Annotated in this window: 22 protein-coding genes; 11 read left to right on the top strand and 11 right to left on the bottom strand. The window is 71.7% G+C overall.

The annotated features are described in order from the left end of the window. Nucleotides 1-453: a hypothetical protein gene (locus IRX98_RS03650; protein WP_224273929.1), complete on the bottom strand. Its 453-nt coding sequence runs from the start codon at nt 451-453 to the stop codon at nt 1-3. Between the two features lie 125 nt (nt 454-578). Here IRX98_RS03650 and IRX98_RS03645 point away from each other — a divergent pair, with 125 nt between their 5' ends. The 4 genes from IRX98_RS03645 (at nt 579) to IRX98_RS03630 (ending at nt 4,253) form a co-directional block, all read left to right on the top strand. Beyond that, on the top strand, nt 579-980 hold the full coding sequence (locus IRX98_RS03645) for a universal stress protein (RefSeq protein WP_207085221.1): 402 nt from the start codon (nt 579-581) through the stop codon (nt 978-980). A gap of 49 nt (nt 981-1,029) precedes the next feature. Then, on the top strand, nt 1,030-1,590 hold the full coding sequence (locus IRX98_RS03640; RefSeq protein ID WP_224273927.1) for an HhH-GPD-type base excision DNA repair protein: 561 nt from the start codon (nt 1,030-1,032) through the stop codon (nt 1,588-1,590). A 315-nt stretch (nt 1,591-1,905) separates the two neighbouring features. Next, nucleotides 1,906-3,243, top strand: coding sequence for an RNA polymerase sigma factor (locus tag IRX98_RS03635; RefSeq protein ID WP_372456011.1), 1,338 nt, complete (start codon nt 1,906-1,908; stop codon nt 3,241-3,243). A gap of 17 nt (nt 3,244-3,260) precedes the next feature. After that, nucleotides 3,261-4,253 (top strand): M28 family metallopeptidase, encoded by a 993-nt coding sequence (locus IRX98_RS03630; RefSeq protein WP_224273925.1) that lies wholly within the window; start codon nt 3,261-3,263, stop codon nt 4,251-4,253. Nucleotides 4,254-4,260: 7 nt separating this feature from the next. On the opposite strand, the gene IRX98_RS03625 is transcribed toward IRX98_RS03630, so the two are convergent. Continuing rightward, entirely contained in the window at nt 4,261-5,415 is a 1,155-nt protein-coding gene (locus IRX98_RS03625; RefSeq protein WP_224273924.1) for a CapA family protein, read from the bottom strand. Between the two features lie 80 nt (nt 5,416-5,495). Between IRX98_RS03625 and IRX98_RS03620 the strand changes: the two genes are divergently transcribed. Next, nucleotides 5,496-6,041: a hypothetical protein gene (locus IRX98_RS03620; RefSeq protein ID WP_224273923.1), complete on the top strand. Its 546-nt coding sequence runs from the start codon at nt 5,496-5,498 to the stop codon at nt 6,039-6,041. 6 nt (nt 6,042-6,047) lie between these two features. Here IRX98_RS03620 and IRX98_RS03615 read toward each other — a convergent pair whose 3' ends face one another. From IRX98_RS03615 to IRX98_RS03605, 3 genes are all read right to left on the bottom strand, one after another. Continuing rightward, nucleotides 6,048-6,872, bottom strand: a complete 825-nt coding sequence (locus IRX98_RS03615; protein ID WP_224273922.1) for an EamA family transporter — start codon at nt 6,870-6,872, stop codon at nt 6,048-6,050. Next, nucleotides 6,872-7,348, bottom strand: coding sequence for a DUF456 domain-containing protein (locus IRX98_RS03610; RefSeq protein ID WP_224273921.1), 477 nt, complete (start codon nt 7,346-7,348; stop codon nt 6,872-6,874). Before IRX98_RS03610 ends, IRX98_RS03615 begins: the two co-directional genes overlap by 1 nt. 111 nt (nt 7,349-7,459) lie before the next feature. Further along, nucleotides 7,460-7,684 (bottom strand): DUF7455 domain-containing protein, encoded by a 225-nt coding sequence (locus IRX98_RS03605; RefSeq protein ID WP_207085228.1) that lies wholly within the window; start codon nt 7,682-7,684, stop codon nt 7,460-7,462. A 292-nt stretch (nt 7,685-7,976) separates the two neighbouring features. Here IRX98_RS03605 and IRX98_RS03600 point away from each other — a divergent pair, with 292 nt between their 5' ends. The 3 genes from IRX98_RS03600 to IRX98_RS03590 all read left to right on the top strand — a co-directional run bounded on the left by IRX98_RS03600 (nt 7,977) and on the right by IRX98_RS03590 (nt 13,401). After that, nucleotides 7,977-10,049 carry a DNA gyrase/topoisomerase IV subunit B gene (locus IRX98_RS03600; protein ID WP_224273919.1) on the top strand — a complete coding sequence of 691 codons (2,073 nt, stop codon included), beginning with the start codon at nt 7,977-7,979 and terminating at the stop codon, nt 10,047-10,049. A gap of 186 nt (nt 10,050-10,235) precedes the next feature. Beyond that, nucleotides 10,236-11,819: a GMC family oxidoreductase gene (locus IRX98_RS03595; RefSeq protein WP_224273916.1), complete on the top strand. Its 1,584-nt coding sequence runs from the start codon at nt 10,236-10,238 to the stop codon at nt 11,817-11,819. A 61-nt stretch (nt 11,820-11,880) separates the two neighbouring features. Beyond that, nucleotides 11,881-13,401 (top strand): aldehyde dehydrogenase family protein, encoded by a 1,521-nt coding sequence (locus tag IRX98_RS03590; RefSeq protein ID WP_224273914.1) that lies wholly within the window; start codon nt 11,881-11,883, stop codon nt 13,399-13,401. A gap of 18 nt (nt 13,402-13,419) precedes the next feature. On the opposite strand, the gene IRX98_RS03585 is transcribed toward IRX98_RS03590, so the two are convergent. Continuing rightward, nucleotides 13,420-13,671, bottom strand: a complete 252-nt coding sequence (locus tag IRX98_RS03585) for a DUF4242 domain-containing protein (RefSeq protein WP_224273912.1) — start codon at nt 13,669-13,671, stop codon at nt 13,420-13,422. A gap of 131 nt (nt 13,672-13,802) precedes the next feature. On the opposite strand from IRX98_RS03585, the gene IRX98_RS03580 reads away from it, so the two are divergent. Continuing rightward, entirely contained in the window at nt 13,803-14,003 is a 201-nt protein-coding gene (locus IRX98_RS03580; protein WP_224273910.1) for a hypothetical protein, read from the top strand. Nucleotides 14,004-14,119: 116 nt separating this feature from the next. Here IRX98_RS03580 and IRX98_RS03575 read toward each other — a convergent pair whose 3' ends face one another. Then, nucleotides 14,120-14,614, bottom strand: coding sequence for a beta-class carbonic anhydrase (locus IRX98_RS03575; protein ID WP_224273908.1), 495 nt, complete (start codon nt 14,612-14,614; stop codon nt 14,120-14,122). A gap of 9 nt (nt 14,615-14,623) precedes the next feature. Continuing rightward, nucleotides 14,624-15,871: a GAF domain-containing protein gene (locus tag IRX98_RS03570; protein ID WP_224273905.1), complete on the bottom strand. Its 1,248-nt coding sequence runs from the start codon at nt 15,869-15,871 to the stop codon at nt 14,624-14,626. Nucleotides 15,872-15,971: 100 nt separating this feature from the next. Between IRX98_RS03570 and IRX98_RS03565 the strand changes: the two genes are divergently transcribed. Next, the gene (locus IRX98_RS03565; RefSeq protein ID WP_224273903.1) at nt 15,972-17,801 is read left to right on the top strand and encodes a flavin-containing monooxygenase; all 1,830 of its coding nucleotides are present in this window, start codon (nt 15,972-15,974) and stop codon (nt 17,799-17,801) included. Between the two features lie 36 nt (nt 17,802-17,837). On the opposite strand, the gene IRX98_RS03560 is transcribed toward IRX98_RS03565, so the two are convergent. The 3 genes from IRX98_RS03560 to IRX98_RS03550 are packed head-to-tail and all read right to left on the bottom strand — an operon-like array spanning nt 17,838 to nt 22,835. After that, on the bottom strand, nt 17,838-19,601 hold the full coding sequence (locus IRX98_RS03560; protein WP_224273901.1) for an MFS transporter: 1,764 nt from the start codon (nt 19,599-19,601) through the stop codon (nt 17,838-17,840). Further along, nucleotides 19,598-20,326 (bottom strand): LppX_LprAFG lipoprotein, encoded by a 729-nt coding sequence (locus tag IRX98_RS03555; RefSeq protein ID WP_224273899.1) that lies wholly within the window; start codon nt 20,324-20,326, stop codon nt 19,598-19,600. The genes IRX98_RS03560 and IRX98_RS03555 overlap by 4 nt, the downstream gene beginning before the upstream one ends. 4 nt (nt 20,327-20,330) lie before the next feature. Further along, entirely contained in the window at nt 20,331-22,835 is a 2,505-nt protein-coding gene (locus IRX98_RS03550; RefSeq protein ID WP_224273898.1) for a DNA gyrase/topoisomerase IV subunit A, read from the bottom strand. Between the two features lie 108 nt (nt 22,836-22,943). On the opposite strand from IRX98_RS03550, the gene IRX98_RS03545 reads away from it, so the two are divergent. Beyond that, nucleotides 22,944-25,664 (top strand): bifunctional acetate--CoA ligase family protein/GNAT family N-acetyltransferase, encoded by a 2,721-nt coding sequence (locus tag IRX98_RS03545; RefSeq protein ID WP_224273897.1) that lies wholly within the window; start codon nt 22,944-22,946, stop codon nt 25,662-25,664. Nucleotides 25,665-25,686 lie beyond the last annotated feature (22 nt).

The following is a 25,686-nucleotide window of genomic DNA, read 5'->3' as shown; positions in this document are numbered from 1 at the left end:
TCACGCCCGTCGGCGCAGGCGTCGCCACTCGCGGCATACGCCGCTGACGGGATCGAACCAGCCGCGACGCGTCACGACGACCAGGGGCGTGTGCGTCCCGAGGGCGGACGTCGCCCAGGTGGCAGGACCGAGCCAGCGCAGGTCCTCGTCGTGCGTGCTCAGCTCGCCGGGCCGGGTGAGCCAGAGGTAGGGACGCGGCGTCAGCGCCGCCGCGTGGCGCAGCAGCGCCAGCACGACGTCGGCCCGCAGGCCCGGGTCGGTGGTGCGCGGGTCGTCACAGTGGCGTGCGGTGCGACCGGGCACGCCGGCGTGCAGGACGGACGGGAAGTGGCGCCGGGCCTCGACCTCGAGCAGCTCCAGGGTCGCGGCGCGCAGCACCGCGTGGGTGGTCCGGTCGATCGGGGCCTCGAGCGCGACGACGGGCCCTCGAGGACGTGCACGTGCAGGCGCCATGTCCTCACCCTGCCGGAGGAGAGCATCCGCAACGCGCCTGTCCACAGGCTGCCCAAGGCAGCCTGTTTCCGTTACGGTGCCAACAGGTCGGCGGCGTGGCGCTGCCGGCCACGAGAGGAGACACCATGGGCACCGTCGTCGTCGGGTACGTCCCCAAGCCGGAGGGCGAAGCCGCCCTGTCTGCTGGCATCAGCGAGGCGAAGCTGCGCGGCAGCAAGCTCGTGGTGGTGAACTCCCACCGGGGAGGCCAGGAGTTCGACGGCACCCGGGCGCGCAGCGCGGAGGACGACATGGCAGCGGTCCGCGCCACCCTCGAGGAGGCCGGCGTCGAGCACGACATCCGCCAGCTCGTACGTGGCTTCGAGCCCGCCGAGGACCTCATCAGCATCGCCGAGGCCAACAACGCCGAGCTGCTCGTGATCGGCCTGCGACGCCGCTCGCCGGTCGGCAAGCTGATCCTCGGCAGCAACGCCCAGCGCGTGCTCCTCGACGCCCCCTGCCCGGTCCTGGCGGTCAAGGCCCAGTAGGCCCGCCCGGCAGGTCCCGTCCCGGCACCTCGTCGGGCAGGATGGACCCATGGGCTTCCAGATCACCGGCGACCCCGCCGCCGACAAGGTTCTCGACGACTCCGCCTTCGCCCTGCTGGCCGGGATGATGCTGGACCAGCAGTACCCGATGGAGCACGCGTTCCGGGGACCGGCCAAGGTGCTGGACCGCTTCGGCACGATCGCGCCCGAGGCGATCGCCGCGGCCGACCCCGACGAGTTCGCCGCGATGGCGTCGACCCCGCCGGCCATCCACCGCTTCCCGGGGTCGATGGCCTCACGCCTGCAGGAGCTCGCCCGCATCGTGGAGGAGACCTACGGCGGTGACGCGGCGCGGTTGTGGACCGAGGCCGCGGACGGCAAGGACCTGCTCAAGCGCGTGATGGCGCTGCCGGGCTTCGGCAAGCAGAAGGCCCAGATCTTCGTCGCCCTGCTCGCCAAGCAGCTCGGCGTACGCCCTGAGGGGTGGGAGGCCGCGGTCGGTGACTACGCCCTCGAGGGCCACCGCTCGGTTGCGGACGTGGTCGATGCGGACTCCTTGCAGAAGGTGCGCGACTTCAAGAAGGCGAAGAAGGCCCAGGCCAGGTCCTGACCTCGCCGCGCCGGAGCTCCGATCGGGACCGGGTGCCACGGGCCGTGGAGGGCCGTGGCAGAATGACGGTGCGGCTCTTGACGTCACCGGGCCTCGCCGCGCCCCGAAGCTGTCCGACGAGAGGTGTTCGTGTCTTCACACGCACGCAAGTTGCTCCCCGCGGAGGTGCTCACGCACCCCTCCATCACCGCCCTGCTCGCCGGCGGGACCCCCACCGGCACCGTGTCCCCCGAGGACGTACGTCGCGCCAGTGACGAGGCCGGTGTCGAGCCCCGCCACCTGAAGGCACTCCTCGTGCACCTGAGCGGTCTGGGGATCTCGGTCCAGGTCGACGCCGCCAGCCTGCGCGCGGTCGCAGCGACGAGCAAGCGCTCGTCCAGCACGGCCGCGGCGAAGAAGGCACCGGCCAAGAAGGCCGCCGCGAAGACCACGCCGGCCAAGGCCGCCGCCACCACGGCAGCGCCCGTCGCCGAGGCGCCGGCGAAGAAGGCACCTGCCAGGAAGGCCGCCGCGAAGAAGGCGCCCGCCAAGAAGGCTGCCGCCACCGACGAGGTCGTCGACCTCGGCGCGGAGACGCCCGTCCTCGGGGCCGACGGCAAGAAGATCCTCCCCGACATCCCGGACGAGGTGTTCGAGAAGGACGTCGCCAAGGACCCGACGATCAAGGAGGACGAGAAGCAGGCCTTCACCGTCTCCGCGGCCGACGAGACCGACGAGCCCGAGCAGCAGGTCATGGTCGCCGGCGCGACCGCCGACCCGGTCAAGGACTACCTCAAGCAGATCGGCAAGGTCCCCCTCCTCAACGCCGAGATGGAGGTCGATCTCGCCAAGCGCATCGAGGCCGGCCTCTTCTCCGAGGAGAAGCTCGGCAAGGGCGGGCGGATCAGCCCCAAGATGCTCGAGGAGTACGAGTGGATCGCGGAGGACGGCCGTCGTGCCAAGAACCACCTCCTCGAGGCCAACCTGCGTCTCGTCGTCTCGCTGGCCAAGCGCTACACCGGTCGCGGCATGCTCTTCCTCGACCTCATCCAGGAGGGCAACCTCGGCCTGATCCGTGCGGTCGAGAAGTTCGACTACACCAAGGGCTACAAGTTCTCGACCTACGCGACGTGGTGGATCCGCCAGGCCATCACCCGCGCCATGGCCGACCAGGCGCGTACCATCCGCATCCCGGTCCACATGGTCGAGGTCATCAACAAGCTCGCCCGCGTCCAGCGGCAGATGCTGCAGGACCTGGGCCGCGAGCCCACGCCCGAGGAGCTCGCCAAGGAGCTCGACATGACCCCCGAGAAGGTCATCGAGGTCCAGAAGTACGGCCGCGAGCCCATCTCGCTCCACACGCCGCTCGGCGAGGACGGCGACTCGGAGTTCGGTGACCTCATCGAGGACTCCGAGGCGATCGTCCCGGCCGACGCCGTGTCGTTCACCCTGCTCCAGGAGCAGCTCCACGCGGTGCTCGACACCCTGTCCGAGCGCGAGGCCGGCGTGGTCTCGATGCGATTCGGCCTCACCGACGGCCAGCCCAAGACCCTCGACGAGATCGGCAAGGTGTACGGCGTGACGCGCGAGCGCATCCGCCAGATCGAGTCGAAGACCATGTCGAAGCTGCGGCACCCCAGCCGGTCGCAGGTCCTGCGCGACTACCTGGACTGATCCACACCATGACGGACATGCGCCGTCTCGCGAGCAGCGTCGCCCTCACGGCGGCGCTGTTCGCCGTTGCGGGGTGCTCGAGCGGCGACGTACGCCCTCCCGCGCCGCCGCCGTCGCAGGCGAGCGCCGAGCCGACGACGCCGTCCCCGAGCGCCTCGACGTCCGCGGCACCGGAGCCGGACGTAGCAGTCGTGGACCCGGTGCGCGCCGGTGACCTCGACCGGACAGTCGCCGTCGCAGCCGTACGCCACCTGGCCGGGGTGGTGGGGCCCCGCGAGGCGACCGGCCCCGCCTACCGGCAGGCCGCCGGCTGGGTGTCACGCCGGCTGGACCGGCTGGGCTACGACGTCGTACGCCAGCGCGTGGACGTGCCCGCCGGGGAGTCCTGGGGCATCGCGGTGCCGGCCGGCAGGTCGGTCAACGTCGTCGCGACACCGCCCGGGCTGGAGCCGGGCGACCCGCACCTGGTCGTGGGTGCGCACCTCGACACCGTCCCGCAGGCCCCGGGTGCGGAGGACAACGCCTCGGGCGTCGGCGTGCTGCTCGCGGTCGCGGAAGCGGTCGCGCAGCGGCGTACGCGCCTGCCCGTCGTGCTCGTCGCCTTCGGGGCCGAGGAGCCGCGCGGGCCCAGCGACGCCGACCACCACTACGGCTCGCGGCGCTACGTCGCCCTGATGGGACCGAAGGAGCGCCGGGCACTGCGCGCGATGGTCTCGCTCGACCGCGTGGGCGTGGGCGATCGCGTGCCGGTCGGCTCCGCCACCGCGTCCGACCCCGTCCAGCGCAGCCTGCTCGCCGCGGCCCGCCGCGCCGAGGTCCCCGTGGTCGCGGACCCCGAGCAGCGCAGCAGCGACCACTGGTCCTTCGTCCGCGACGGCCTGCCGGCCGCACGGCTCGGCTCCACGCCCTACGTCGGCTACCACTCGGCGGCGGACGTCCCCGAGGTCGTGTCCGCCGAGCAGCTGGAACGCGTGGGGCGACTCGTCCTGGAGTGGCTGGCGCCGAGGTAGCGGCGGATCAGCCGCCCAGCCCGGCGCAGGAGCGGAGCGAGCGGCGCTCGGCCGCGAAGGCCTCTGCGTCGGCACCCCGGACGCGTGACGGCAGTCCGTCCACGCCGATCCGGGCCGGCCACCAGGACGAACGCACGACGCGGGCACGCCCGGCCCGCTCGCGAGGCGGTCGCACGGCGAGGTTGAGCACCCCGGTGCGGGCGGTCGTCGCGGTGCCGGGGGAGTACCAGGCGAAGTTGCCGAGCCCGTAGGCGACGTAGCCCTGTCCGAGCCGCCCGTCGCCCTGGACGACGTGGGCGTGGCTGCCGACCACGACGTCGGCGCCCGCTCGCACGAGCCGGGTCGCGAGGCTGCGCTGGTCGGCGCTCGGGCACCGCTGGCCCTGGACGCCCCAGTGGAGGTAGGCCACCACGACGTCGGCCCGACGGTCGGTGCGGCGGACCGTCGCGAGCAGCCGGGTCGGGTCGAGGGCGGTGGCGACGCCCGGGCGCTCGTCGGTGGCCGCCCACCGACCGGTGGGGTCGGCGGTCGGGTCCTGGTCGGCGACGGAGGCGGCAAGGGTCGCCACGACCGTGCCGCCGACCTCGACCAGCGCCGGGCGGAAGGCCTGACGCGCGGTGCGGCCGATCCCGACCACGTCGAGGGCAGGAGCCGCGTCCTCGACCGCGCGCAGGGTGCTGGGCAGCCGGGCCCGACCGAAGTCGAGCGCGTGGTTGTTGGCCATGCTCGCGACGTCGACCCCGGCAGCGGCCAGCGCGTCGAGGGCCTCCGGCCCGGCGGAGAAGGTGAAGCGCTTGCCCGCCTCCGGCTCACCGCCCGTACCCACCGACGTCTCGAGGTTCACGACCGCGACGTCAGCCGCGCGCAGTGCGGCGGCCGCGGGGCCCAGCGCCGTCGCCGGGTCCCGCAAGCGGTCGGCGAGGACTCCTTCGAAGTGGATGTCTCCCGCGACCGCGATCCGCACCGGGCGGCGTACGGGCGGTGCGGGGGGTGGTGTCGGGGAGGGAAGCGGTGCCGAGGTGGTCGAGGAGGGCGTCGAGGTCGGTGCCGCGTCGTCGGGCCCGTCCTGGGGCGTGCAGGCAGTGAGGGTGAGCACCGTGACGAGGCCTGCGGCGAGCGTCGACCGGCGGCGACGCACGTCCCCGGTCCGCTCGCACGCCATGGCGCCATCGTGCCACCCGGAGGCCGATCCACCCCCTCAGGTAGGTGGAGCGCGGATGGTGGTGGTGCCACAGTGGGGCCATGAGACCTCGGACCGCCCTGACCGCCTGCTCCGCCGTCGTCCTCGCGAGCCTCGTGGCCGCGCCGGCGCACGCGGAGTTCTACAGCACGTCCGACCCGGCCGACGCGAGCGGCTCGCTCACCGACGTCCGCGCGGTGCGGGCCAAGCACGGCGCCGGCAACGTCGTGGTGAAGGTGCGCTTCCAGGACCTGACGCGCTCGAGTGCCGCGGGGTTGTCGGTCTTCATCGACACCGATCGTGGCGAGAAGGGGGCCGAGTACGTCCTCAGCAGCGGGTTGAACGACGGCACCGACTACGTGCTCACCACCGCGAAGGGGTGGCGCGGCACCGACGAGCGGGTCGAGTGCGACTACGACGCGAAGTACAGTTGGGGCATCAAGAACTCGGTGCGGGTGCGGATCGACCGCGCGTGCCTCGAGACCCCGGCCACCGTCAGGGTGTCGGTGAAGATGGCCGACCCGACGGACGGCTCGACCCGGGTCGTCGACTGGTCGCCGGAGCGCCGTCGGTGGAGCCTGCCGATCGAGTCCGGCCTGGGGGCCTGACCGCGGTCAGCCGGCGGCGACGAGACCGACAGCGACGCCGCACAGCAGCAGCCCGAGGCCCTGGGGGCCGTGGATGCGCTCGCGCAGGACCACGGCGGCGAGGGCGATGGTGATCGCGGGATACAGCGAGGTCACCACCGAGGCGACGGTGAGCAGCCCGGTCTGGGTCGCGAGCAGGAAGGCGACCGCGGCCGCGGAGGCCAGCAGGCCGGCCACGGCGCCCCAGACCTGCGACCGGTGCCACGGCACCCAGCGTCCGCCCAGGCTCGTGGCGGTGAGCGCCACGCCGACCACGGCCACGGCCTGCGCCACGGCCAGGGGCGCGAAGCCGGCCTCCTCCGGGACCTGGCCCATCGCGGCGAAGAGCAGCCCGAAGCCGAGGCCCGCGAGGACGCCGTCGAGGATCCCGGCAGCGAGGTCGCCGGCACCCGGCTCGCGACTCACCAGCCAGATCCCCGGGACGGCCGCGGCGATGCCCAGCCACACGAGCAGGGCCGGGCGCTCACCGGTCGCGACCCCGACGCAGACCGGCAGCAGCGCGGCGCCGACGGCGGAGATCGGCGCGACGACGCCCATCCGGCCGGCGGCCAGCCCGCGGTAGAGGAAGGCGCCGCCAGCGCCGGAGCCGACGCCCGCCAGTGCTCCCCACCAGAGGTGCGCGGTGGTCGGCGAGCCGGGCGTCACCAGCACCAGGACGACTGCGCCCGCCAGGGCCGCCACCGTGCCGACGAACGCCACCGGCCACGCCGACGTACGCCTCGACGCGATGCCGCCGACGAAGTCGGAGAGGCCGTAGGCCAGCGCCGCCGCGAGCGACAACAGCACCGCCATCAGGTGACCACCACGCCGACGACCCACGTCGCGGCCGCCAGGGCGGCCGCCACGAGCTCGATGAGGATCGACACGCCGACCGCCCGGAGCGCGTGCTTGGTGGAGGGCCACGCGACCGCGCCGCCGACCCGGGCGCGCTCGGCGAGGTAGACGCCGAGCACGAAGCCGACGAAGAGCCCGACGACCGGGATCACGAAGAAGCCGACGAAGCCCAGCAGGGCTCCGGCGAGCAGGGTCCGGTTGGGCACCCCGGACGCCTTGAGCTGCCGGCCGGGGACGAGATACTTCACGACCGCGCCCACGACGAGGAACGTGGCGCTCACGGCAAAGACCGCCCATGCGGTCGCGGTGCCGACGTCGAGGGCCCACACGAGGACCGCCCCCAGCACGAGGACGGTGCCGGGCAGGACGGGGACGATCACGCCCACGACGCCGACGGCGATGACGAGGGCGAGGAGGATCTCGGTGGCGCTCACGTGCGTAGCCTCCCAGACGTCCATCCGGTCGGGCCCGCCCCGGGACGCAGAACGGCCCCGGAGAGCTGAGTCCGGGGCCGTTCGGGAAGTCGGTGGGTGGTCGGGTGCGGGTCAGGCCTCCGGGTTCGCAGCCGGCGTGCCGAGCTTGTGCGTCTCGTCGTGCACGGTGGCGGCGACCTCACGGAGCTTCTCGCCGTGCTCCCGGGCGTGGTGGGCGCAGAAGAGCAGCTCACCTCCGGACTGGAGCTCCACGCGGAGGTAGGCCTGGGCGCCGCAGCGGTCGCAGCGGTCACCGGCCGTCAGGACGGCCTGGGTGGGTGCGGTGGCAGTGGTCACGTCAGCCTCATTTCTTGTTCATCGGTGTCTGGCCCAACGTAGCCAGTGGGACAAAGATTCCCGCCGGCGGTGTAGATCGAGAACGGCTTTCAGTCAATCACGTCACACCCTCCGCCGTGGGCGTTGTCCCCATCCGTGGACGAGCCGTTGCCGAAGTGAAACCTGGTGAGGTCGCCCACGCTAGCCCTGCCGGAGCCCTCGCCGGGGCAGGCGTGCCTCCGCCGGGCCACGGCGTGTCGCGGGTAGTCTCGGCGTGTTCGCAGCACCACCCGCACCGCACGACAGGACGTCCGTGGCAGCACCGGCAGACAACACCTACAACGCAGCACACCTCCTGGTCCTCGAGGGCCTCGACGCCGTGCGCAAGCGGCCGGGCATGTACATCGGCTCGACCGACACCCGCGGCCTGATGCACTGCCTGTGGGAGATCATCGACAACGGTGTCGACGAGGCGCTGGCCGGCGTCGCGCACCGCGTCGAGGTGACGATGCACGACGACGGCTCCGTCGAGGTGTACGACGACGGGCGCGGCATCCCGACCGACAAGGAGCCCAAGACCGGGCTCTCCGGCGTCGAGGTCGTGGCGACCAAGCTCCACGCGGGCGGCAAGTTCGGCGGCGGCTCCTACGTCGCCACGGGCGGCCTGCACGGGGTCGGCCTGTCGGTCGTCAACGCGCTGTCCGAGCGGATGGACATCGACGTCGACCGCTCGCCCTCGCAGCAGGGCCTCTCCTTCCAGCGCGGCGTCCCCGGCGTGTTCGACGGCGACGGTCCCTCGGCGGCCTTCACCCCGCAGTCCGGCCTGACCCGCAAGGGCAAGCGCGTGGCCAAGGGCAAGACCGGCACCCGCATCCGGTTCTGGCCGGACCGCCAGATCTTCACCAAGGACGCGCGCTTCGAGATGGAGGGCCTGATCGGTCGCGCGCGCCAGACGTCGTACATCGTGCCGGGCCTCGAGCTGGTCATCCGCGACCAGCGCACCGACGAGATGGTCGAGGAGAAGTTCCGCCACGACGGCGGCATCGCCGAGTTCGTGGACTTCCTCTCCCACGGCGAGCCGGTCACCGACATCCTGCGCCTGCAGGGCACCGACACCTTCACCGAGACCGTGCCGCTGCTCGACGACAAGGGCCACATGACGCCGCAGGAGGTCGAGCGCGAGCTGACCGTCGACGTCGCCGTGCGCTGGGACACCGCCTACGACACGGAGGTCCGTTCCTTCGTGAACGTGATCGCCACGCCCAAGGGCGGCACGCACGTCAGCGGCTTCGAGAGCGCGCTGACCAAGACCTTCAACGACGCGATGCGCGCCGCGAAGGTGCTCAAGGCCGCGGACACCGACGTCATCAAGGACGACGTCCTGGAGGGCCTCACCGCCGTCGTGACGGTGCGCCTGGCGGAGCCGCAGTTCGAGGGCCAGACCAAGGAGATCCTCGGCACGCCCGCGGCTCGGGGCGTGGTGCGCAAGGTCGTGGCGGGGGAGCTCAAGGCGTTCCTCACCTCGACCAAGCGAGCCGAGAAGGCACAGGCCAAGCTCCTGATGGAGAAGGTCGCCGGAGCCTCCAAGACGCGACTGGCGGCGCGTCAGCACAAGGAGAACCAGCGCCGCAAGACCGCGCTGGAGTCCTCTGCGCTGCCGGCCAAGCTCTTCGACTGCCGCAGCAGCGACACCGAGCGCACCGAGCTGTTCATCGTCGAGGGCGACTCGGCCATGGGCACCGCCAAGGCCGCCCGCAGCAGCGAGTTCCAGGCGCTGCTGCCGATCCGCGGCAAGATCCTCAACGTCCAGAAGGCCTCGGTCGGCGACATGCTCAAGAACGCCGAGTGCGCCTCGATCATCCAGGTCGTCGGTGCCGGCTCCGGGCGTACGTTCGACCTCGAGGCGGCCCGCTACGGGCGGATCATCCTCATGGCGGACGCCGACTCCGACGGGTCCCACATCCGGTGCCTGCTGGCCACGCTGTTCTTCAAGTACATGCCCGAGCTCGTGCGCGACGGCCGGCTCTACTCGGCCGTGCCGCCGCTGCACCGCATCGAGCTGTCCAACCCCAAGAAGGGGATGGAGAAGTACATCTACACCTACTCCGACGACGAGCTGCAGCGCCGCCTCGCCGAGCTGAAGAGGAAGAACGTGCGCTGGAAGGACCCGGTCCAGCGCTACAAGGGCCTCGGCGAGATGGACGCCGACCAGCTGGCCGAGACCACCATGGACCCGCGCCACCGCACGCTGCGCAAGCTCACCATCGACGACGTCGACGAGGCCACCCGTGTCTTCGAGCTGCTGATGGGATCCGACGTCGCGCCCCGCAAGGAGTTCATCGTGCAGGGTGCCTATGAGGTCGACGTCGAGACCCTGGACGCGTAGGACGCGTGAAACGCACGCGTTCGCTGCGTTGTCGTCGTTGCGCGATCGCTTCGCTCCAAGATCGCGCTGCCTCCTCCGCCTTGCGACCACGCACGTTTGACGCGTCCCGACGCTGACAGCGGTTGTGTCGCGATCTACCTCTGAGTAGGTTTGTGGCCCGCGTCACAGCAGGTCGAGAGGGAGCACATGCCCGACGAGAAGTTCGACTACGTCGTCATCGGATCGGGCAGCGCCGGCGGTGTCGTCGCCGCCCGGCTCACCGAGGACCCGGACGTCCGGGTGCTGCTGCTGGAGGCGGGTCCGGCCGACGACGACGACAACATCCACATCCCGCTCGCGTTCTCGATGCTGTTCAAGACCAAGTGGGACTGGAACTACGAGACCACCCCCCAGAAGCACCTCGACGGGCGCCGGGCCTACTGGCCGCGCATGAAGGCCCTCGGCGGGTGCTCGTCGATGAACGCGATGATCTACATCCGCGGCAACCACGCCGACTACGACGAGTGGCGCGACGCCTACGGCGCCACGGGGTGGGGCTTCGAGGACGTGCTGCCCTACTTCAAGAAGTCCGAGGGCAACACCCGCCTCGGTGGCCGCTTCCACGGCACCGACGGCCCCCTCCACGTCGAGGACCGCACCTACGACCACGAGCTGAGCACGGCGTTCGTCGAGGCCGGTGTGGCGGCCGGACTGAAGCGCAACGACGACTTCAACGGCGCCGAGCAGGAGGGTGTCGGCCTCTACCAGGTGACGTGCAGGAAGGGGCGACGGTGGTCCGTGGCCGACGCCTACATCCACCCCGCCGACAAGCGCCCCAACCTCACCGTCCGCACCGAGTCCTTCGTGACCCGGATCCTGCTCGAGGGCACCCGCGCCGTGGGAGTGGCGTACACCCGCGGCGGCGAGGAGCACGTCGCCCGGGTCGAGGCCGAGGTCGTGCTCAGCGGCGGCGCGATCAACAGTCCGCAGCTGCTGATGCTGTCCGGTATCGGCCCCGGCGCGCACCTGCGCGACGTGGGCATCGACGTCGCGGTCGAGTCGTCCGGAGTCGGCCAGAAGCTCCAGGACCACCCGGCTGCGGGGATCCTGACCTACACCCGGGACACCACGGACATCGCTGAGATGCTCGGTGTCGGCAACCTGCTGAAGTGGAAGGCGACCGGCAAGGGCCCGTTGAGCTCCAACGTCGGCGAGGCGGGCGCTTTCTACGCCTCGCGCGACGACCTCGACCTGCCGGACGTCCAGCTCCACGTCGCGCCGACGGGGTTCTACGACAACGGCATGCACGAGCCCGTACGCCGCGCGCTGACCACGGCCGTCACGCTGGTCAACGTGCAGAGCTCGGGCCACGTGAAGCTGCGCTCCGCCGACCCGACCTGGCACCCCGAGATCGACCCGGGCTACTTCGACGACCGCGCCGACCTCGAGGCCATGATCGGCGGCTTCCGCACCGCGCTTGAGATCCTGCGCCAGGGGCCCATCGCGACCTACGTCGACGAGCCGTGGATCCCCGCCTCGGCCGACCCGAGCGACGACGAGATCATCGAGGGGATCGGCCGGCTCGGCCAGACGCTCTACCACCCCGTCGCGACCTGCGCGATGGGCACGGTCGAGGGCAGCGTCGTGGACCCGCAGCTCCGGGTCCACGGTGTCGAGGGCCTCCGGGTCGCCGACGCCTCCGTCATGCCACGCGTCCCGCGCGGCAACACCAATGCCCCCACCATCATGATCGGCGAGAAGTGCGCCGACCTCATCAAGGAGTCCCGATGATCACCCCACGACGTTCCTCTCCTCCGCTCCGCTCCTCCGAGCAAGCGCCGCGGGGACCCCGATGAGCACCACGCTCGAGCCGTCCGCCCCCGCTCCGGTCACCGCGTCCGAGACGTTCGACTCGCTCGACCCGGCCAACGGCGACCTCGTCGGCACGCACCCGGTGATGGGGCGTGACGAGGTCGACGCGGCGGTGGCGCGCGCCCGCGACGCCGTCGACTGGTGGGGCAACCTCTCCTTCGACGAGCGTGCCGACCACCTGCTGACGTGGCGCAGCGTGATGACCCGGCGCATCGCCCAGCTCGCTGACCTTGTCCACCGCGAGACCGGCAAGCCCCACGGCGACGCCCAGCTCGAGATCGTGCTCGCCATCGACCACATCGCGTGGGCGGCGAAGAACGCCAAGAAGGTGCTGGGGGCGCGCAAGGTCTCCTCCGGCCTGCTGATGGCCAACCAGGCCGCCACCGTCGCCTACCACCCGCTCGGCGTGATCGGCGTCATCGGGCCGTGGAACTACCCGGTCTTCACGCCGATGGGCTCGATCGCCTACGCGCTCGCGGCGGGCAACTCGGTCGTCTTCAAGCCCAGTGAGTTCACGCCCGGCGTCGGCCAGTGGCTCGCCGACAGCTTCCGCGAGGTCGTGCACGGTCGCGACGTGCTGCAGGTGGTGACCGGACTCGGCGACACCGGCAACGCGCTGTGCCGTGCGCGGATCGACAAGCTCGCCTTCACCGGCTCCGGCCGCACGGGCAAGAAGGTGATGGCGGCCTGCGCGGAGAACCTCACCCCGGTCGTCATCGAGGCCGGCGGCAAGGACTCGCTGATCGTCGACGAGGACGCCGACCTGCCCAAGGCCGCCGAGGCGGCACTGTGGGGCGGGATGTCCAACGCCGGCCAGACCTGCATCGGCACCGAGCGGGTCTACGTCCACGAGAAGGTCTTCGACGCCTTCCTGGCCGAGATCCTCGCGCAGGCCGACGGGCTCCGCGCGGGTGCCGACGCGGGGGCGAAGATCGGCCCGATCACCATGCCGTCCCAGCTGGGCGTGATCAGGAGCCACATCGAGGACGCGGTCGCCCGCGGTGCCCGCGTCGTCCTCGGCGGTCCCGACGCGGTGGGGGAGCGCTTCGTGCAGCCCACGATCCTCACCCACGTGCCCGAGGACTCCACGGAGATCACCGAGGAGACCTTCGGCCCGACGCTGGCCATCAACCCGGTGAAGAGCATGGACGAGGCCGTACGCCTCACCAACGCCACCCAGTACGGCCTGGCCGGGGCGGTCTTCTCGAAGAGCAACGGCCTGTCGATCGCCCACCGCATCCGCTCGGGCATGACCTCGGTGAACTCCGTCATCGCCTTCGCGGCCGTGCCGGGGCTGCCGTTCGGCGGGGTCGGCCAGTCGGGCTTCGGCCGGATCCACGGCCCCGACGGCCTGCGGGAGTTCACCTACGCCAAGGCCGTGACGCGGCAGAAGTTCGCTCCGGTGATGAACCTGACGTCCTTCGCCCGCGACGCGGCGACCGACGGCAAGGTCGCCCAGCTCATCACGCTGCTGCACGGTGGGAAGCAGACGCTCAGGTAGGCCGCCCGTCGCAGCGGGTCAGGACCCCTCGCTGACCTCGTAGATCTCGTCGGCGACCAGGCCGTGCGCCTCGCGGTGCACGGTGTTGGCCGACTCCGCGTCGGGCGCGTCGACGAGGCAGAAGATCTTGCCCTCGGCCTCGTTGACCCAGTACTTCAGGTAGGTCACGCCGTGCTGGGACTGCTCCTGCAGGTCGGCCATGTGCGCCTGGGCGACGTCACCGACCGCGACCCCGCCCTCCATGTGGTGGACGTCCATGAACAAGGGCATCTCGCCACCTCCTTCCGGTTGTGGACGACAGCAGTCTGCTCTCGGTTCGGGCCCGGCCGACAGCCCGGTCTGGACCTGCCGACGCGGTCGGTCCTGACACCATCGGGAAGCGGATTCGCTAGTGTCCCGTCATGGACCTCGTCGCTCAGATCCTCCTGACCTCCATCGTGTGGGGGCCGGCGCTGCTCGTCCTCTACTGGGTGATCCGGCTGGCGGTCCGACACGGGATGGAGGACGCCCAGCGGATCCGTCAGGGCGACCGCAAGCGCGCCGAGATCTCCGAGACCATCCGGCGGCACCAAGCGACGTACGGCGGCTCTGCGCCCGAGTGAGCGGCGCCGCCGCGTGGGTTGTCAGGCTCTCCCTGAACTTGTCAGGCCGTGCAAGGGCCGACAAGTTCGGGGATCCCCGGTCAGCCGGGGATCCCTCACCGATGCCCGGCGGGGGCTCAGGCGTGCTGGGTCAGCAGGCCGGTGTCGACGTCGTAGAGGAAGCCGCCGACTGCCGCGCGCTCGCCGATGAGGGGGTGCGTGCGGACCTTGACGACGTCCTCGCGCAGCTGCTCGAGCTGGTCGGCGACCACACCGAAGGTCTGCCAGCTGGCGTCGACGCCGGCGGACTCGCCGACGCGCACCCGCAGCTCAGCCTCGGAGGCCGACGCCATCGCGCAGCGGGTGTGCGGCACGACGAGGATCCGCTGCACGTTGAGCAGGTGCACGCCGAGGACCAGGGCCTCGAGCGCCTGGGGCGTGACCCGGCCGCCCGGGTTGCGGAAGATCTTGGCGTCGCCGTGCTTGAGCCCGAGCATCCGCAGGGGGTCGATGCGCGAGTCCATGCACGTGACGAGGGCGATGCCGGCGTGCGCCTTGCCGTCGAATCCGCCCAGGTCGAAGGTGTCCGCGAAACCGCGGTTCGCCTGCATCAGGTCGTCGAAGTCGTCCACGGAGGCACATTATCCAACGCGTCGGCCTCGTGAGGCGCGGAGCCGTCCGGTGGACTGGATCGCCGAGACGACCGGGGCGCCGGAGCCCTCGATGGCCACGCCAGCGGAGGGGAGCAGCACGCTGGCCAGGACCGCAGGCGCGATGCGGTAGGGCTGCGCCTCCAGCAGTGACCCCAGGGTGCGACGCAAGCGTGACATCTCCGCGCGCACCGTCACCACGCGCGTCGGGTCGGCGAACAGGTCGTCCGCGAGCTCGGCCGCCGTTCGCCCCTCGCGGGCGCCGATGAGCGCCAGCAGGATCTCCGCATGCCTGGGGCTGGGCCGGTGCTCCCAGGCGTGGCTGGGCGTGCGGACCCGCAGCACCGGTCGCTCGCGCAGGTCGAGCACCAGGTCGGTCGCCGCCGCCACCTCGGCGCCGAGACGGACGAGCCACCCGCCCGGCAAGGGCTCCACCGTCACGGCGCCCAGGGTGGGCAGCCACGTCGAGTCGACCGACAAGTCGGCGGGGAGCACCAGGCGCTCCGGAGCGGTGAACCCCGTCACGGCCGCGATGTGGCCGGCCGGGTCCACGGCGAGGGCGCGGCCACCCACCCGGGCGACCACAGGTGCGGCGTAGGCCCTGAGGCGATCGAGGGTCTGCGCGTGCTCGGTGCGCACCTCCGCCGCGGCAAGCCGGGCACTCACCCCGACCAGGGCCAGCACCGAGCGCTGGACGGACCGCGCGGGTCCGCTGATGTCGATCGCGCCGAGTGTCTCGCCGGTCCACGGGTCGCGCACCGGTGCGGCCGCGCAGCTCCACCGTGTGTGCGACTCGACGTAGTGCTCGGGCCCCCGGATGTGCACTGGCTCGCCGAGGACGAGACAGGTGCCGATCGCGTTGGTGCCGACGTTGGCCTCGGTCCAGGCCGACCCGGACACGAAGCCGAGTCGGTCGGCGAGACGGCGTACGCCAGTGCGCCCGCGGCGCCACAGGACCCGACCGTCCGAGTCGGTCACGACCATCAGCAGCCCGTCGTCGACGACGGGCTCCAGGGAGGCGGTGATGCTCGGCAGCAGGGGAGCGAGCGTGCTCGTCGAGCGGCGGGACGCCACCTCGGCCTCCGACAGCGGCGCCACCTCGGGCTCGGCCCCAGGCGCCAGGCCACCCGCACGGACCCGGCGCCAGGAGGCGCTGATCTCCGGACGGGCAGCAGTCGCGGTGTCGTCGGTCAGTGCCCGGTCGCGAGCGCGGTGCGAGCTGCCGACGTCGTCGCCCATCGTGCCTCCCGGCCTGGCCTCCCCGGCGTTGCAACCTCCTGCAACCCTCCCGCCGATCCTACGACCGGGTGTGTCGTGGGTCACGTCGGAAGGAGACACCATGACCCAGACCCTGGAGCCACCCGCCACCACGAACGACGCGAGCCAGGTCGCCCACGCCTGGCTGGAGGGATTCGAGGCGGCCCTCGCCGCGCGCGACACCGCGAGAGCAGCCGCGATGTTCGCCACCGAGTCGTACTGGAGGGACCTCGTCTCCTTCAGCTGGAACCTCACGACCGTCGAGGGCCGCGACGGGGTGGGCGACCTGCTCACCAGCACCCTGGAGCGCACCGACCCGTCCGGTTTCGCCCTCGACGAGCCCGCGGACGAGGCGGACGGGGTGACCACCGCGTGGTTCGTCTTCGAGACCGCGGTCGGCCGGGGCCGCGGCCTGGTGCGCCTGGTCGAGGAGGAGGGCCAGCACCGCGCGTTCACCTTCCTCACCACGCTCTACGAGCTCAAGGGCCACGAGGAGCCTCGCAACGAGCACCGCCCGCGCGGCGCGGAGCACGGTGCCGACAAGCAGCGTCGGACGTGGCTCGAGCGCCGGCAGGAGGAGGCCGAGAGCCTCGGCAGCACGACCCAGCCGTACGTCCTCGTGATCGGCGGCGGCCAGGGCGGGATCGCCCTCGGTGCGCGGCTGCGCCAGCTCGGCGTCCCGAGCCTGGTGATCGACAAGCACCCGCGGCCGGGCGACCAGTGGCGCAACCGCTACAAGTCGCTGTGCCTCCACGACCCCGTCTGGTACGACCACCTGCCCTACCTGAAGTTCCCGGACAACTGGCCGGTCTTCGCGCCCAAGGACAAGATCGGCGACTGGCTCGAGTCCTACACGAAGATCATGGAGGTGCCCTACTGGTCGAGCACGACGGCCACCAGCGCGTCCTACTCCGAGGAGACGGGTCAGTGGACGGTCGAGGTGGAGCGGGAGGGCAGGCCGCTGACCCTGCGCCCGACCGAGCTCGTCTTCGCCACCGGGATGTCCGGCAAGCCCAACATCCCCGACGTGCCAGGCATGGACGTCTTCGCCGGCGACCTGCACCATTCGTCCGCGCACCCCGGACCGGACGCCTACCGGGGCAAGAAGGTGGTCGTCATCGGGAGCAACAACTCCGCCTTCGACATCTGCGGGGCGCTGTGGGAGAACGACGTCGACGTGACGATGGTCCAGCGCAGCTCCACCCACGTCGTGAAGAGCGACAGCCTGATGGAGATCGGCGTCGGCGACCTCTACTCCGAGCGCGCGGTCGCGGCCGGGGTCACCACGGAGAAGGCCGACCTGATCTTCGCCTCGCTGCCCTACCGGATCCTGCACACCTTCCAGATCCCCGCCTACGAGGCGATGGCGGAGAAGGACAAGGACTTCTACGACCGGCTCGAGGCGTCCGGCTTCGACCACGACTGGGGTGATGACGGGTCGGGGCTGTTCATGAAGTACCTGCGGCGGGGCTCGGGCTACTACATCGACGTCGGTGCCGCCGACCTCGTCGCCAACGGGGACGTCAAGCTGGTCAACGGCCAGATCGACCACCTCACCGAGGACGCGGTCGTGCTGGCCGACGGCACCGAGCTGCCGGCCGACGTGGTCGTCCTCGCGACCGGCTACGGCTCGATGAACGGTTGGGTGGCCGACCTCATCGACCAGCAGACCGCCGACCGCCTCGGCAAGGTGTGGGGCTTGGGCTCGGACACGACCAAGGACCCCGGTCCGTGGGAGGGTGAGCAGCGCAACATGTGGAAACCGACGCAGGTCGAGCACCTCTGGATGCACGGCGGCAACCTCCACCAGTCCCGGCACTACTCGCTCTACCTCGCGCTGCAGCTCAAGGCGCGCTTCGAAGGGATCGAGACGCCGGTGTACGCCTTGCAGGAGGTGCACCACACCTCGTGAACGCGGCGGCGAGCCCGGCCGGTGCGGTAGCTGCGCTCAATGGCCCGACAGGGCTTCGCGGGTGCTGACCCGGTCGGGGCGCACGCCCCGGAACACCACGAGGGCGAGCACCGCCGCGACGACCGCGCAGCCGGCCGCACCCCAGAAGACGGCGTGCTCCTGGGCGATCCCGGCCACGCGCAGCAGGTCGGAGAACTCCTGGCACCGGCTCTTGCCGTCGCAGACCTCCTGCACGGGCGGCACCTCGCCCTGCTCTGCGTAGTAGCGGCGCAGGCCGATGGTCGTCAGGGCGGAGATGCCGACCAGCATGCCGACCATCCGCGCCACCACCACGAAGGCGCTGGCCACGCCGTGGACGTCGTCGTCGGTGTGGGCCAGCAGCGCGGCGTTGACCGGCGCGAGCGCGAGCCCGAAGCCGAGGCCGCCGGTGATGAGCGCGACGTTGGCGATCGGTTCCTCGATGGTGGTCAGGCCCCAGCGGGTCATGAGCACGAAGCCCGTCGCCGCCATCAGCATCCCGCCCGCGGTGACGATCGCGGGGGAGACCGTGCGGATGAGGTAGCCGCCCGCGACGGCACCCACCGGCAGCGCCAGCAGGAACCGGACGAGCACGAGCGCGGCGGGAAGCTGGTCGTCGGGGTAGACGGTGGTGCGGGCGAAGAGCGGGATGTCGATGAGCGCGGCGATCAGCGCGGCGCCGACGAAGAAGCTGACGAGCAGCGCCCCCCACGCCGGCGTACGCCGCAGCGCCCCGCGGGGCACGAGCGGGTTCGCGGCACGGCGTACGTGCCAGACGAAGGCTCCGGTCGCGACCGCCGCGCCGAGGAGGTACCACCGGCCGCGAGGGGAGAACACCTCGATCTTGGGGTCGGCCGTGGCGAACGCGAGGATCACCCCGCCCAGGGCGGCGGCGAGGAGCAGGGCGCCGGTGAGGTCGGCCTCGACGAGCACCCGCACCCAGCCGCGCAGGTCGAACAGAGGCCGCGCGGCGAACCAGCACCACGCCACGAGCAGCACCAGCGCCACCATCGTGGCCGCACCGATCGGCGTGAGCCAGCGCCCGTCGCCGGCGAACGGGATGAACAGCTGGCCCCACGTGAGGTCGCGCATCAGGGGAGCCGGCCGCAGGAACACGACTGCCCCGCCGGCCATGGTCGCCACGAGGAGGAGCAGGCCCACCACGTCGACGCGGCGCCGTCCCCGGGACGTGCGTTCGGGGGGTGCCAGCGCCCGGATGGCCGCTGCGAGGACCAGCCCGACGGCGAGGTTGATCGCGAAGATCGCGCGCCAGTCGGAGAAGGCGAGGACCGCGGCGCCGAAGAGCGGGCCCAGCACGGACCCGATCTCCTGGACGGCCGAGACGATCCCGAGCGGGACGCCGCGGCGCTCGGCGGGATAGAGGTCGGCGACCAGGGCCAGCGTCGCCGGCACCAGCCCGCCACCGCCGACGCCCTGGAGGAAGCGGCCGGCGACGATGCTGGGCATGTCGTAGGCCAGCGTCGTGATCAGGCTGCCGAGGGCGAAGAGCACGAGCGCCATGACCAGGACGGGAACCCTCCCGCGGAGGTCGGCGATGCGGCCGATCAGGGGCAGCATCGCGACGTAGCCCAGCAGGAAGCCGCTGACGATCGGTGCGGCCCGCTGGAGCTGGTCGATCGGCACCCCCACGCCGGTCATCATGTCCGGCAGCGCCAGCACCACGACGTAGGTGTCGGCGGCGGCGAAGGCGACGGCGACCGCCGCCATCGCGAGGAGCAGCCGCGAGGTGCGCGAGACCTGCGCCTGCTCTCCCACGCTCACGGCGCGGCGATCTCCTGCTCGATGCCGTAGTCGGCGAACTCGACGGTGTAGGTCATCTCCTCCGCGCGGGGGTAGAAGACCCCGGTGAGGGTCGCGGTGCGCAGCTCGCCCTCGTCGGTGACCTGCCACTCGACGTCGAAGGACTCGCCGGACGACGACGGGATGATCGCCTCCATCGCCTGGCCCGGCACGGTGCCGGTGTAGGTGGTGAGGACCTCGGAGTTGTCCGCTCCGCCGCGCACGCTCTCGCCCTCCTCGGGCGACTCGGTGAGGCCGAGGAGGCCGGCGAAGCCGTCCTCGCCGACGAGACCGGACGGGTCGGGTGCGCCGTACTCCTTGGGGTTGACCTTGTCGTATCCCGGCGTGAACGGCAGCTGGGCATAGACGGTGTCGTCGACGGCGATGACCGGCACGTCGACGGTCTGGCCGGCGAAGACGACCGTGATGGAGCCCTCGAAGGCCGGGGCGTCGGTCACCGTGCCCACGGCCCGGGTGATGCCGGAGACACCCTGGGGCAGGGCGTCCGTGGACAGGGTGAGGTCGACCCCGCTGGTCTCGGACAGCAGCGTCGAGGCCTCGGCCAGGACCTCCTCGGGCGTCTTGCCCTCGGCCTCCGCGCCACCCTCGTCACCGGAGCAGGCAGCGAGCAGGGGCAGGGCGAGGAGCACCGAGGTGGCCGTGGCGGCGAGGCGTCCAGTGCTACGGGCGCGGGCGGAGGCTGACATGTGCTCAGCCTTCCACAGCGGTGGTCGGGGACTCGCCGACCTGCACGGCGACCTGGGAGGCGACCTGAAGGGCCACCGGTGAGGCGACCGCGGCGATCGGCTGGGGGGCGGGCACGCCGGACCCGTCGCGGCGACCGTTGGCCTCGGGCAGGTCGACCGGTGCGCCGCTGGACGCGGCAGCGCGGGCCGGGCCCGGCCCGGCCCAGGCGGTGACGAGCGTGTCCTCGCCCTTGAGGAAGCGGTGGCTGCGTACGCCCCCGGTGGCGCGGCCCTTGCCGGGGTACTCGGTGAACGGGGTGACCTTGACGGCGCCGGCCTCGGTGCCGGGCAGCGCGGTCGAGGAGCCGGACGCGGTGACGACCACGGCGTCGGTGGGGTCGAACGCGCCGAAGAAGGCGACGTGCTGGCCCGGGCCGAGCTTGATCCCGGCCATGCCGCCACCCGCGCGGCCCTGCGGGCGCACGCCGGCCGCAGAGAAGTGGAGCAGCTGGGCGTCGGAAGAGATGAAGCACAGCTCCTCCTCGCCGGTGACGAGCTCCACGGCGCCGATGACCTCGTCGTCCTCCTTGAGCCCGATCACCTCCCACTCGTCGCGGTTGAGCACCTCGGGGTTGACCCGCTTGACGATGCCGTCGCGGGTGCCGAGGGCGAGCCCCGGCCCTTCGGTGGCCAGCGAGGTGAGCGCGAGGGCGCGCTCGCCACTGCCGAGGGGGAGCAGCTCGCTGAGCGGGTAGCCGCCCTGGAGGTTCGGGTCGTTGGCCGAGTCGGGCAGCTCGGGCATGTCGAGCACGCCCACCCGCAGCAACCGGCCGCGGTTGGTGAGCACCCCGACCTCGCCGCGGGCGGTGGTGCGTACGGCGCTGGTCACGACGTCGTGGCTGGCACGGCCCTCGCCCTGGCCGGGCGCGGCGCCGGACGTCGTACGGGCGAGCAGGCCGCTGGACGACAGCAGCGCGAAGCACGGGTCGTCGGCCACCTCGACCGGCGTGGTGGCGGTGACGGTGTTGCCGGCCGAGGCCAGCAGGACCGTGCGTCGCGGTGTGCCGTGCTCCTTGGCGACGTCGGTGAGCTCGTCGGAGACGACCTTCCGCAGCAGCTTCTCGTCGGCGAGGATCGCGTCGAGGTACTCGATCGTGCGCTCGAGCTCGGTCTTCTCCTTCTCCAGCTCCAGCTTGCTGAACTTCGTCAGGCGGCGCAGCGGCATGTCGAGGATGTAGTCGGCCTGGACGTCGGAGAGCTCGAAGATCTCGATGAGACGCTCCTTGGCCGCGGCCGCGTTGTCCGAGCCGCGGATGACCTGGATGACCTCGTCGATGTCGAGGATGGCGATGAGCAGGCCGTCGACGAGGTGGAGCCGGTCGGCGGCCTTCTTGCGGCGGAACGCCGAGCGGCGGCGTACGACCTCGAAGCGGTGGCCGAGGAAGACCTCGAGCATCTCCTTCAGGCCGAGCGTGCGGGGCTGGCCGTCGACGAGTGCCACGGCGTTGATGCCGAAGGAGTCCTCGAGTGCGGTCTGGCGGTAGAGCTGCTCGAGGATCGCCTCGGGGACGAAGCCGTTCTTGACCTCGATGACCAGGCGCAGGCCGTGCTCGCGGTCGCTGAGGTCCTTGATGTCGGCGATGCCCTGCAGCTTCTTGGCCAGGACGAGCTTCTTGATCTGCTCCATCACGCGCTCGGTGCCGACGCCGTAGGGCAGCTCGGTGACCACGATGCCCTTGCGGCGCGCGGTCACCGACTCGATCCGTGCGGTGGCGCGCATCTTGAAGGTGCCACGGCCCGACTCGTAGGCGTCGCGGATCCCGTCGAGCCCGACGATCTTGCCGCCGGTGGGCAGGTCGGGGCCCGGGATGAAGCGCATCAGGTCGTCGAGCTGGGCCTTGGGGTGGGTGATGAGGTGCTTGAGCGCCTGCACCACCTCGACCAGGTTGTGGGGGGCGATGTTGGTCGCCATGCCCACGGCGATGCCCGCTGCGCCGTTGACCAGCAGGTGCGGGATCGCGGCGGGGAGCACGACCGGCTCGGTCTCGCGCGAGTCGTAGTTGGGCTTGAAGTCGACGGTGTCCTCGTCGATCGAGGCCGTCATCGCGACCGCGGCGGGCGCCATCCGGCACTCGGTGTAGCGCATGGCGGCGGGGGAGTCGTCGGGCGAGCCGAAGTTGCCGTGACCGTCGACGGTCGGCAGCCGCATCGACCACGGCTGCGCCATCCGCACCAGGGCGTCGTAGATCGCGCCGTCGCCGTGGGGGTGCAGTCGGCCCATGACCTCGCCGACGACGCGGGCGCTCTTCACGTGGCCGCGGTCGGGGCGCAGCGACATGTCGTCCATCGTGTAGAGGATGCGGCGCTGCACCGGCTTGAGGCCGTCGCGCGCGTCGGGCAGGGCCCGGGAGTAGATGACGGAGTAGGCGTACTCCAGGAACGACGTCTGCATCTCGTCGCGGATGTCGGTGTCGAGGATGTGCTCCTCGAAGTCGTCCGGGAGGGGCTCCTGCTTCGTACGTCGTGCCATGGGCGCCATTCTCCCCGGTCACCGGCGGGGATCGGTCCGGGGCTCGCCGAAGGGGATGGCTCGACCACTCGGCCAGCGAGTTCGTCCGGTGCCCGATAGATTGCTGTCGTGACCGAAGCGGACGCTGCAACAGACGTGGGGACGACGCCCCCGCCCCGCCACTGGGAGGCGGACGTGCTGCTGCGCGACGGCCGGACGGCGCACATCCGGCCCATGCAGCCGGAGGACCGCGAGCTGCTCGTGGAGTTCTACAGCCGCGTCTCCGACCAGTCGAAGTACTACCGCTTCTTCTCGCCGATGCCCGAGCTGTCCGAGCGTGACCTCGACCGCTTCACGCGCGTCGACCACCGCGACCGGGTCGCCATGATCCTCACCGTGGCCGGGCAGATGATCGCGGTGGGCCGCTACGACACGATCCGTCCCGGCTACGCCGAGGTCGCTTTCCTGGTCGAGGACAAGCACCAGGGCCGCGGCATCGGCCAGCTGCTGCTCGAGCACCTGGCCCAGGCGGGCCGCGAGCGCGGGGTCGAGGAGTTCGTCGCCGAGGTGCTGCCCGACAACCAAGCGATGATCCACACGTTCAAGGACGCCGGCTACCAGGTCAAGAGCGCCTTCGAGGACGGTGTGATGGAGCTGGTCTTCCGCATCGACCCCACCGACACGGCGATCGGGGTGATGGAGCAGCGCGAGCACCGCGCGGAGTACGCCTCGATCGAGCGCTTCTTCTCCCCGAAGTCGGTCGCGATCATCGGCGCCAGCCGCCGCCAGGACACGATCGGCCGCGCGCTCGTGCGCCATCTCGTGCTGGGCAACTTCTCCGGTCGCATCCACGTCGTCAACCCCAGCGCCGACTCGGTCGCGGGCATGCCGGCGTGGAAGTCGGTGGGCGAGATCCCCGATGACGTGGACGTCGCCATCGTCGCGGTGCCAGCCGACGCGGTGCAGGACGTGGTGCTGGACTGCGCCGCCAAGGGGGTCCACGGGCTGGTGGTGATCTCGTCGGGCTTCGCCGAGACCGGCGAGGAGGGCCGGATGCGCCAGCGGCGCCTGGTGGGCCTCTCGCGCTCCTACGGCCTGCGCCTGATCGGCCCGAACGCGCTCGGCATCATCAACACCGACCCGGACGTCTCGCTCAACGCCTCGCTGTCGTCGGTGATGCCGCCCCGCGGCCGCGCCGGGTTCTTCTGCCAGTCGGGTGCGCTCGGCTCGGCCATCTTGGAGAAGGTGCAGAACCGCGGCCTGGGCCTGACGACCTTCGTCAGTGCCGGCAACCGCGCCGACGTCTCGGGCAACGACCTCCTGCAGTACTGGGAGGAGGACGACGCCACCGAGGTGGTGCTGCTCTACCTCGAGTCGATCGGAAACCCGCGCAAGTTCTCCCGGATCGCCCGCCGGGTCAGCCGCCGCAAGCCGATCGTCGCCGTGCGGTCGGGCCGCAGCTCGCAGGGCGTCCCGATGGGCCACGCGGTCCGCAAGATCGGCGCGCCCGCCCAGGCCGTCGACGCGATGTTCAGGCAGGCCGGGATCATCCAGGTCGAGTCGTTGGAGGAGATGTTCGACGTCGCCCAGCTGCTGGCCCACCAGCCGCTGCCGCGCGGTCGCCGGGTGGCGATCGTCGGCAACTCCGACGCGCTCGGCCTGCTCGCCGCCGACGCGGCCAATTCCGTCGGGCTGGTGGTCAACCGCCAGGAAGCGCTCGGCGCCGACGCGACGGCCGAGGACTTCGAGGACGCGCTCGACGCCGCGATCGACGACCCGGAGGTCGACGCCGTCGCGGCCATCTTCATCCCGCCGCTCAACGTGACCGGTGCGCGCGAGGAGGTCGCCAACGTCCTGGCCGCCGTCGGCGAGCAGTCCGACAAGCCGATCGTGTCGACCTTCCTCGGCACCGAGGGCGTGCCCGAGCTGCTGCGCGTGCCCGACGTCGCGGGGTCGAGCGCCGGCCGCGGGTCGGTGCCGTCGTACCCGGCCGTGGAGGCCGCGGTGCGCGCGCTCGCCCACGTGGTCGAGTACGCCGTGTGGCTGCGGGTGCCGCAGTCGACGGTCGGCGACCTGCCGTCCAACGACCGCGACGACGCCCGGCACCTCGTCAACGAGGTGCTGATGCGGCACCCGGAGGGCCGCGACCTCGACTTCGTCGAGCAGCGCCGGCTGCTCGGTGCCTACGGGATCGACCTGTGGGACACCTATGCCGTCGAGTCGGTCGACGAGGCCGTGGCGGCGGGGGAGGCGCTGGACTGGGACGTGGTGCTGAAGGCGACCGCTGACCACCTGCGTGACCGCCCGGACCTCGCGCACGTGTGGCGCAACATCGACACCCCCGACGAGATGGCCCACGCCTGGACCTCGCTCAACGAGGTGATCACCGATCCCGAGCGCGCCGGCTTCGTCGTGCAGCGCAACGCACCCCCCGGGGTGCCGGTCACCATCTCGACCATCGAGGACCCGCTCTTCGGCCCGGTGCTGTCCTTCGGCATCGGGGGCCCGCTGACCGAGCTCCTCGCGGACCGGTCCTACCGGATCCCGCCGCTGGCCGACCACGACGCCCAGGACATGGTGCGCGAGATCAAGGCCTCGCCGCTGCTCTTCGGCTACCGCGGCAGCGAGATCGTCGACGTCGCCGAGATCGAGCGCCTGGTGCGCCAGGTCGCCCAGCTCCAGCACGACCTGCCGCAGGTGCGCGCCCTCCACCTGCCGCTCGTCCTCGCCGGTGCCGAGGGTGCCAGCGTGCTCGGTGCGTCGGTGCGCGTCGAGCAGGTGCAGGACGCGCGCTCGGACTGGTTCGTGCGCCGCCTGAGCACGATGCCGGGGGACACGCTCCCCGACTGAGCCCGGTTGCGTGACAGACTGC

It is taken from the genome of Nocardioides lacusdianchii (assembly GCF_020102855.1).
Taxonomy (GTDB): Bacteria; Actinomycetota; Actinomycetes; order Propionibacteriales; family Nocardioidaceae; genus Nocardioides; species Nocardioides lacusdianchii.
Note: the sequence above shows the minus strand (reverse complement) of the source record. Positions and strands in the feature narration are given on the sequence as shown.

Coding starts and splice junctions, on each gene's coding strand:
- IRX98_RS03615 (WP_224273922.1), bottom strand. CDS start 6,872: ATGGCGGTGCTGTTGTCGCTCGCGGCGGCGCTGGCCTACGGCCTCTCC.
- IRX98_RS03640 (WP_224273927.1), top strand. CDS start 1,030: ATGGGCTTCCAGATCACCGGCGACCCCGCCGCCGACAAGGTTCTCGAC.
- IRX98_RS03595 (WP_224273916.1), top strand. CDS start 10,236: ATGCCCGACGAGAAGTTCGACTACGTCGTCATCGGATCGGGCAGCGCC.
- IRX98_RS03590 (WP_224273914.1), top strand. CDS start 11,881: ATGAGCACCACGCTCGAGCCGTCCGCCCCCGCTCCGGTCACCGCGTCC.
- IRX98_RS03565 (WP_224273903.1), top strand. CDS start 15,972: ATGACCCAGACCCTGGAGCCACCCGCCACCACGAACGACGCGAGCCAG.
- IRX98_RS03570 (WP_224273905.1), bottom strand. CDS start 15,871: ATGGGCGACGACGTCGGCAGCTCGCACCGCGCTCGCGACCGGGCACTG.
- IRX98_RS03645 (WP_207085221.1), top strand. CDS start 579: ATGGGCACCGTCGTCGTCGGGTACGTCCCCAAGCCGGAGGGCGAAGCC.
- IRX98_RS03555 (WP_224273899.1), bottom strand. CDS start 20,326: ATGTCAGCCTCCGCCCGCGCCCGTAGCACTGGACGCCTCGCCGCCACG.
- IRX98_RS03625 (WP_224273924.1), bottom strand. CDS start 5,415: ATGGCGTGCGAGCGGACCGGGGACGTGCGTCGCCGCCGGTCGACGCTC.
- IRX98_RS03650 (WP_224273929.1), bottom strand. CDS start 453: ATGGCGCCTGCACGTGCACGTCCTCGAGGGCCCGTCGTCGCGCTCGAG.
- IRX98_RS03620 (WP_224273923.1), top strand. CDS start 5,496: ATGAGACCTCGGACCGCCCTGACCGCCTGCTCCGCCGTCGTCCTCGCG.
- IRX98_RS03580 (WP_224273910.1), top strand. CDS start 13,803: ATGGACCTCGTCGCTCAGATCCTCCTGACCTCCATCGTGTGGGGGCCG.
- IRX98_RS03585 (WP_224273912.1), bottom strand. CDS start 13,671: ATGCCCTTGTTCATGGACGTCCACCACATGGAGGGCGGGGTCGCGGTC.
- IRX98_RS03630 (WP_224273925.1), top strand. CDS start 3,261: ATGCGCCGTCTCGCGAGCAGCGTCGCCCTCACGGCGGCGCTGTTCGCC.
- IRX98_RS03550 (WP_224273898.1), bottom strand. CDS start 22,835: ATGGCACGACGTACGAAGCAGGAGCCCCTCCCGGACGACTTCGAGGAG.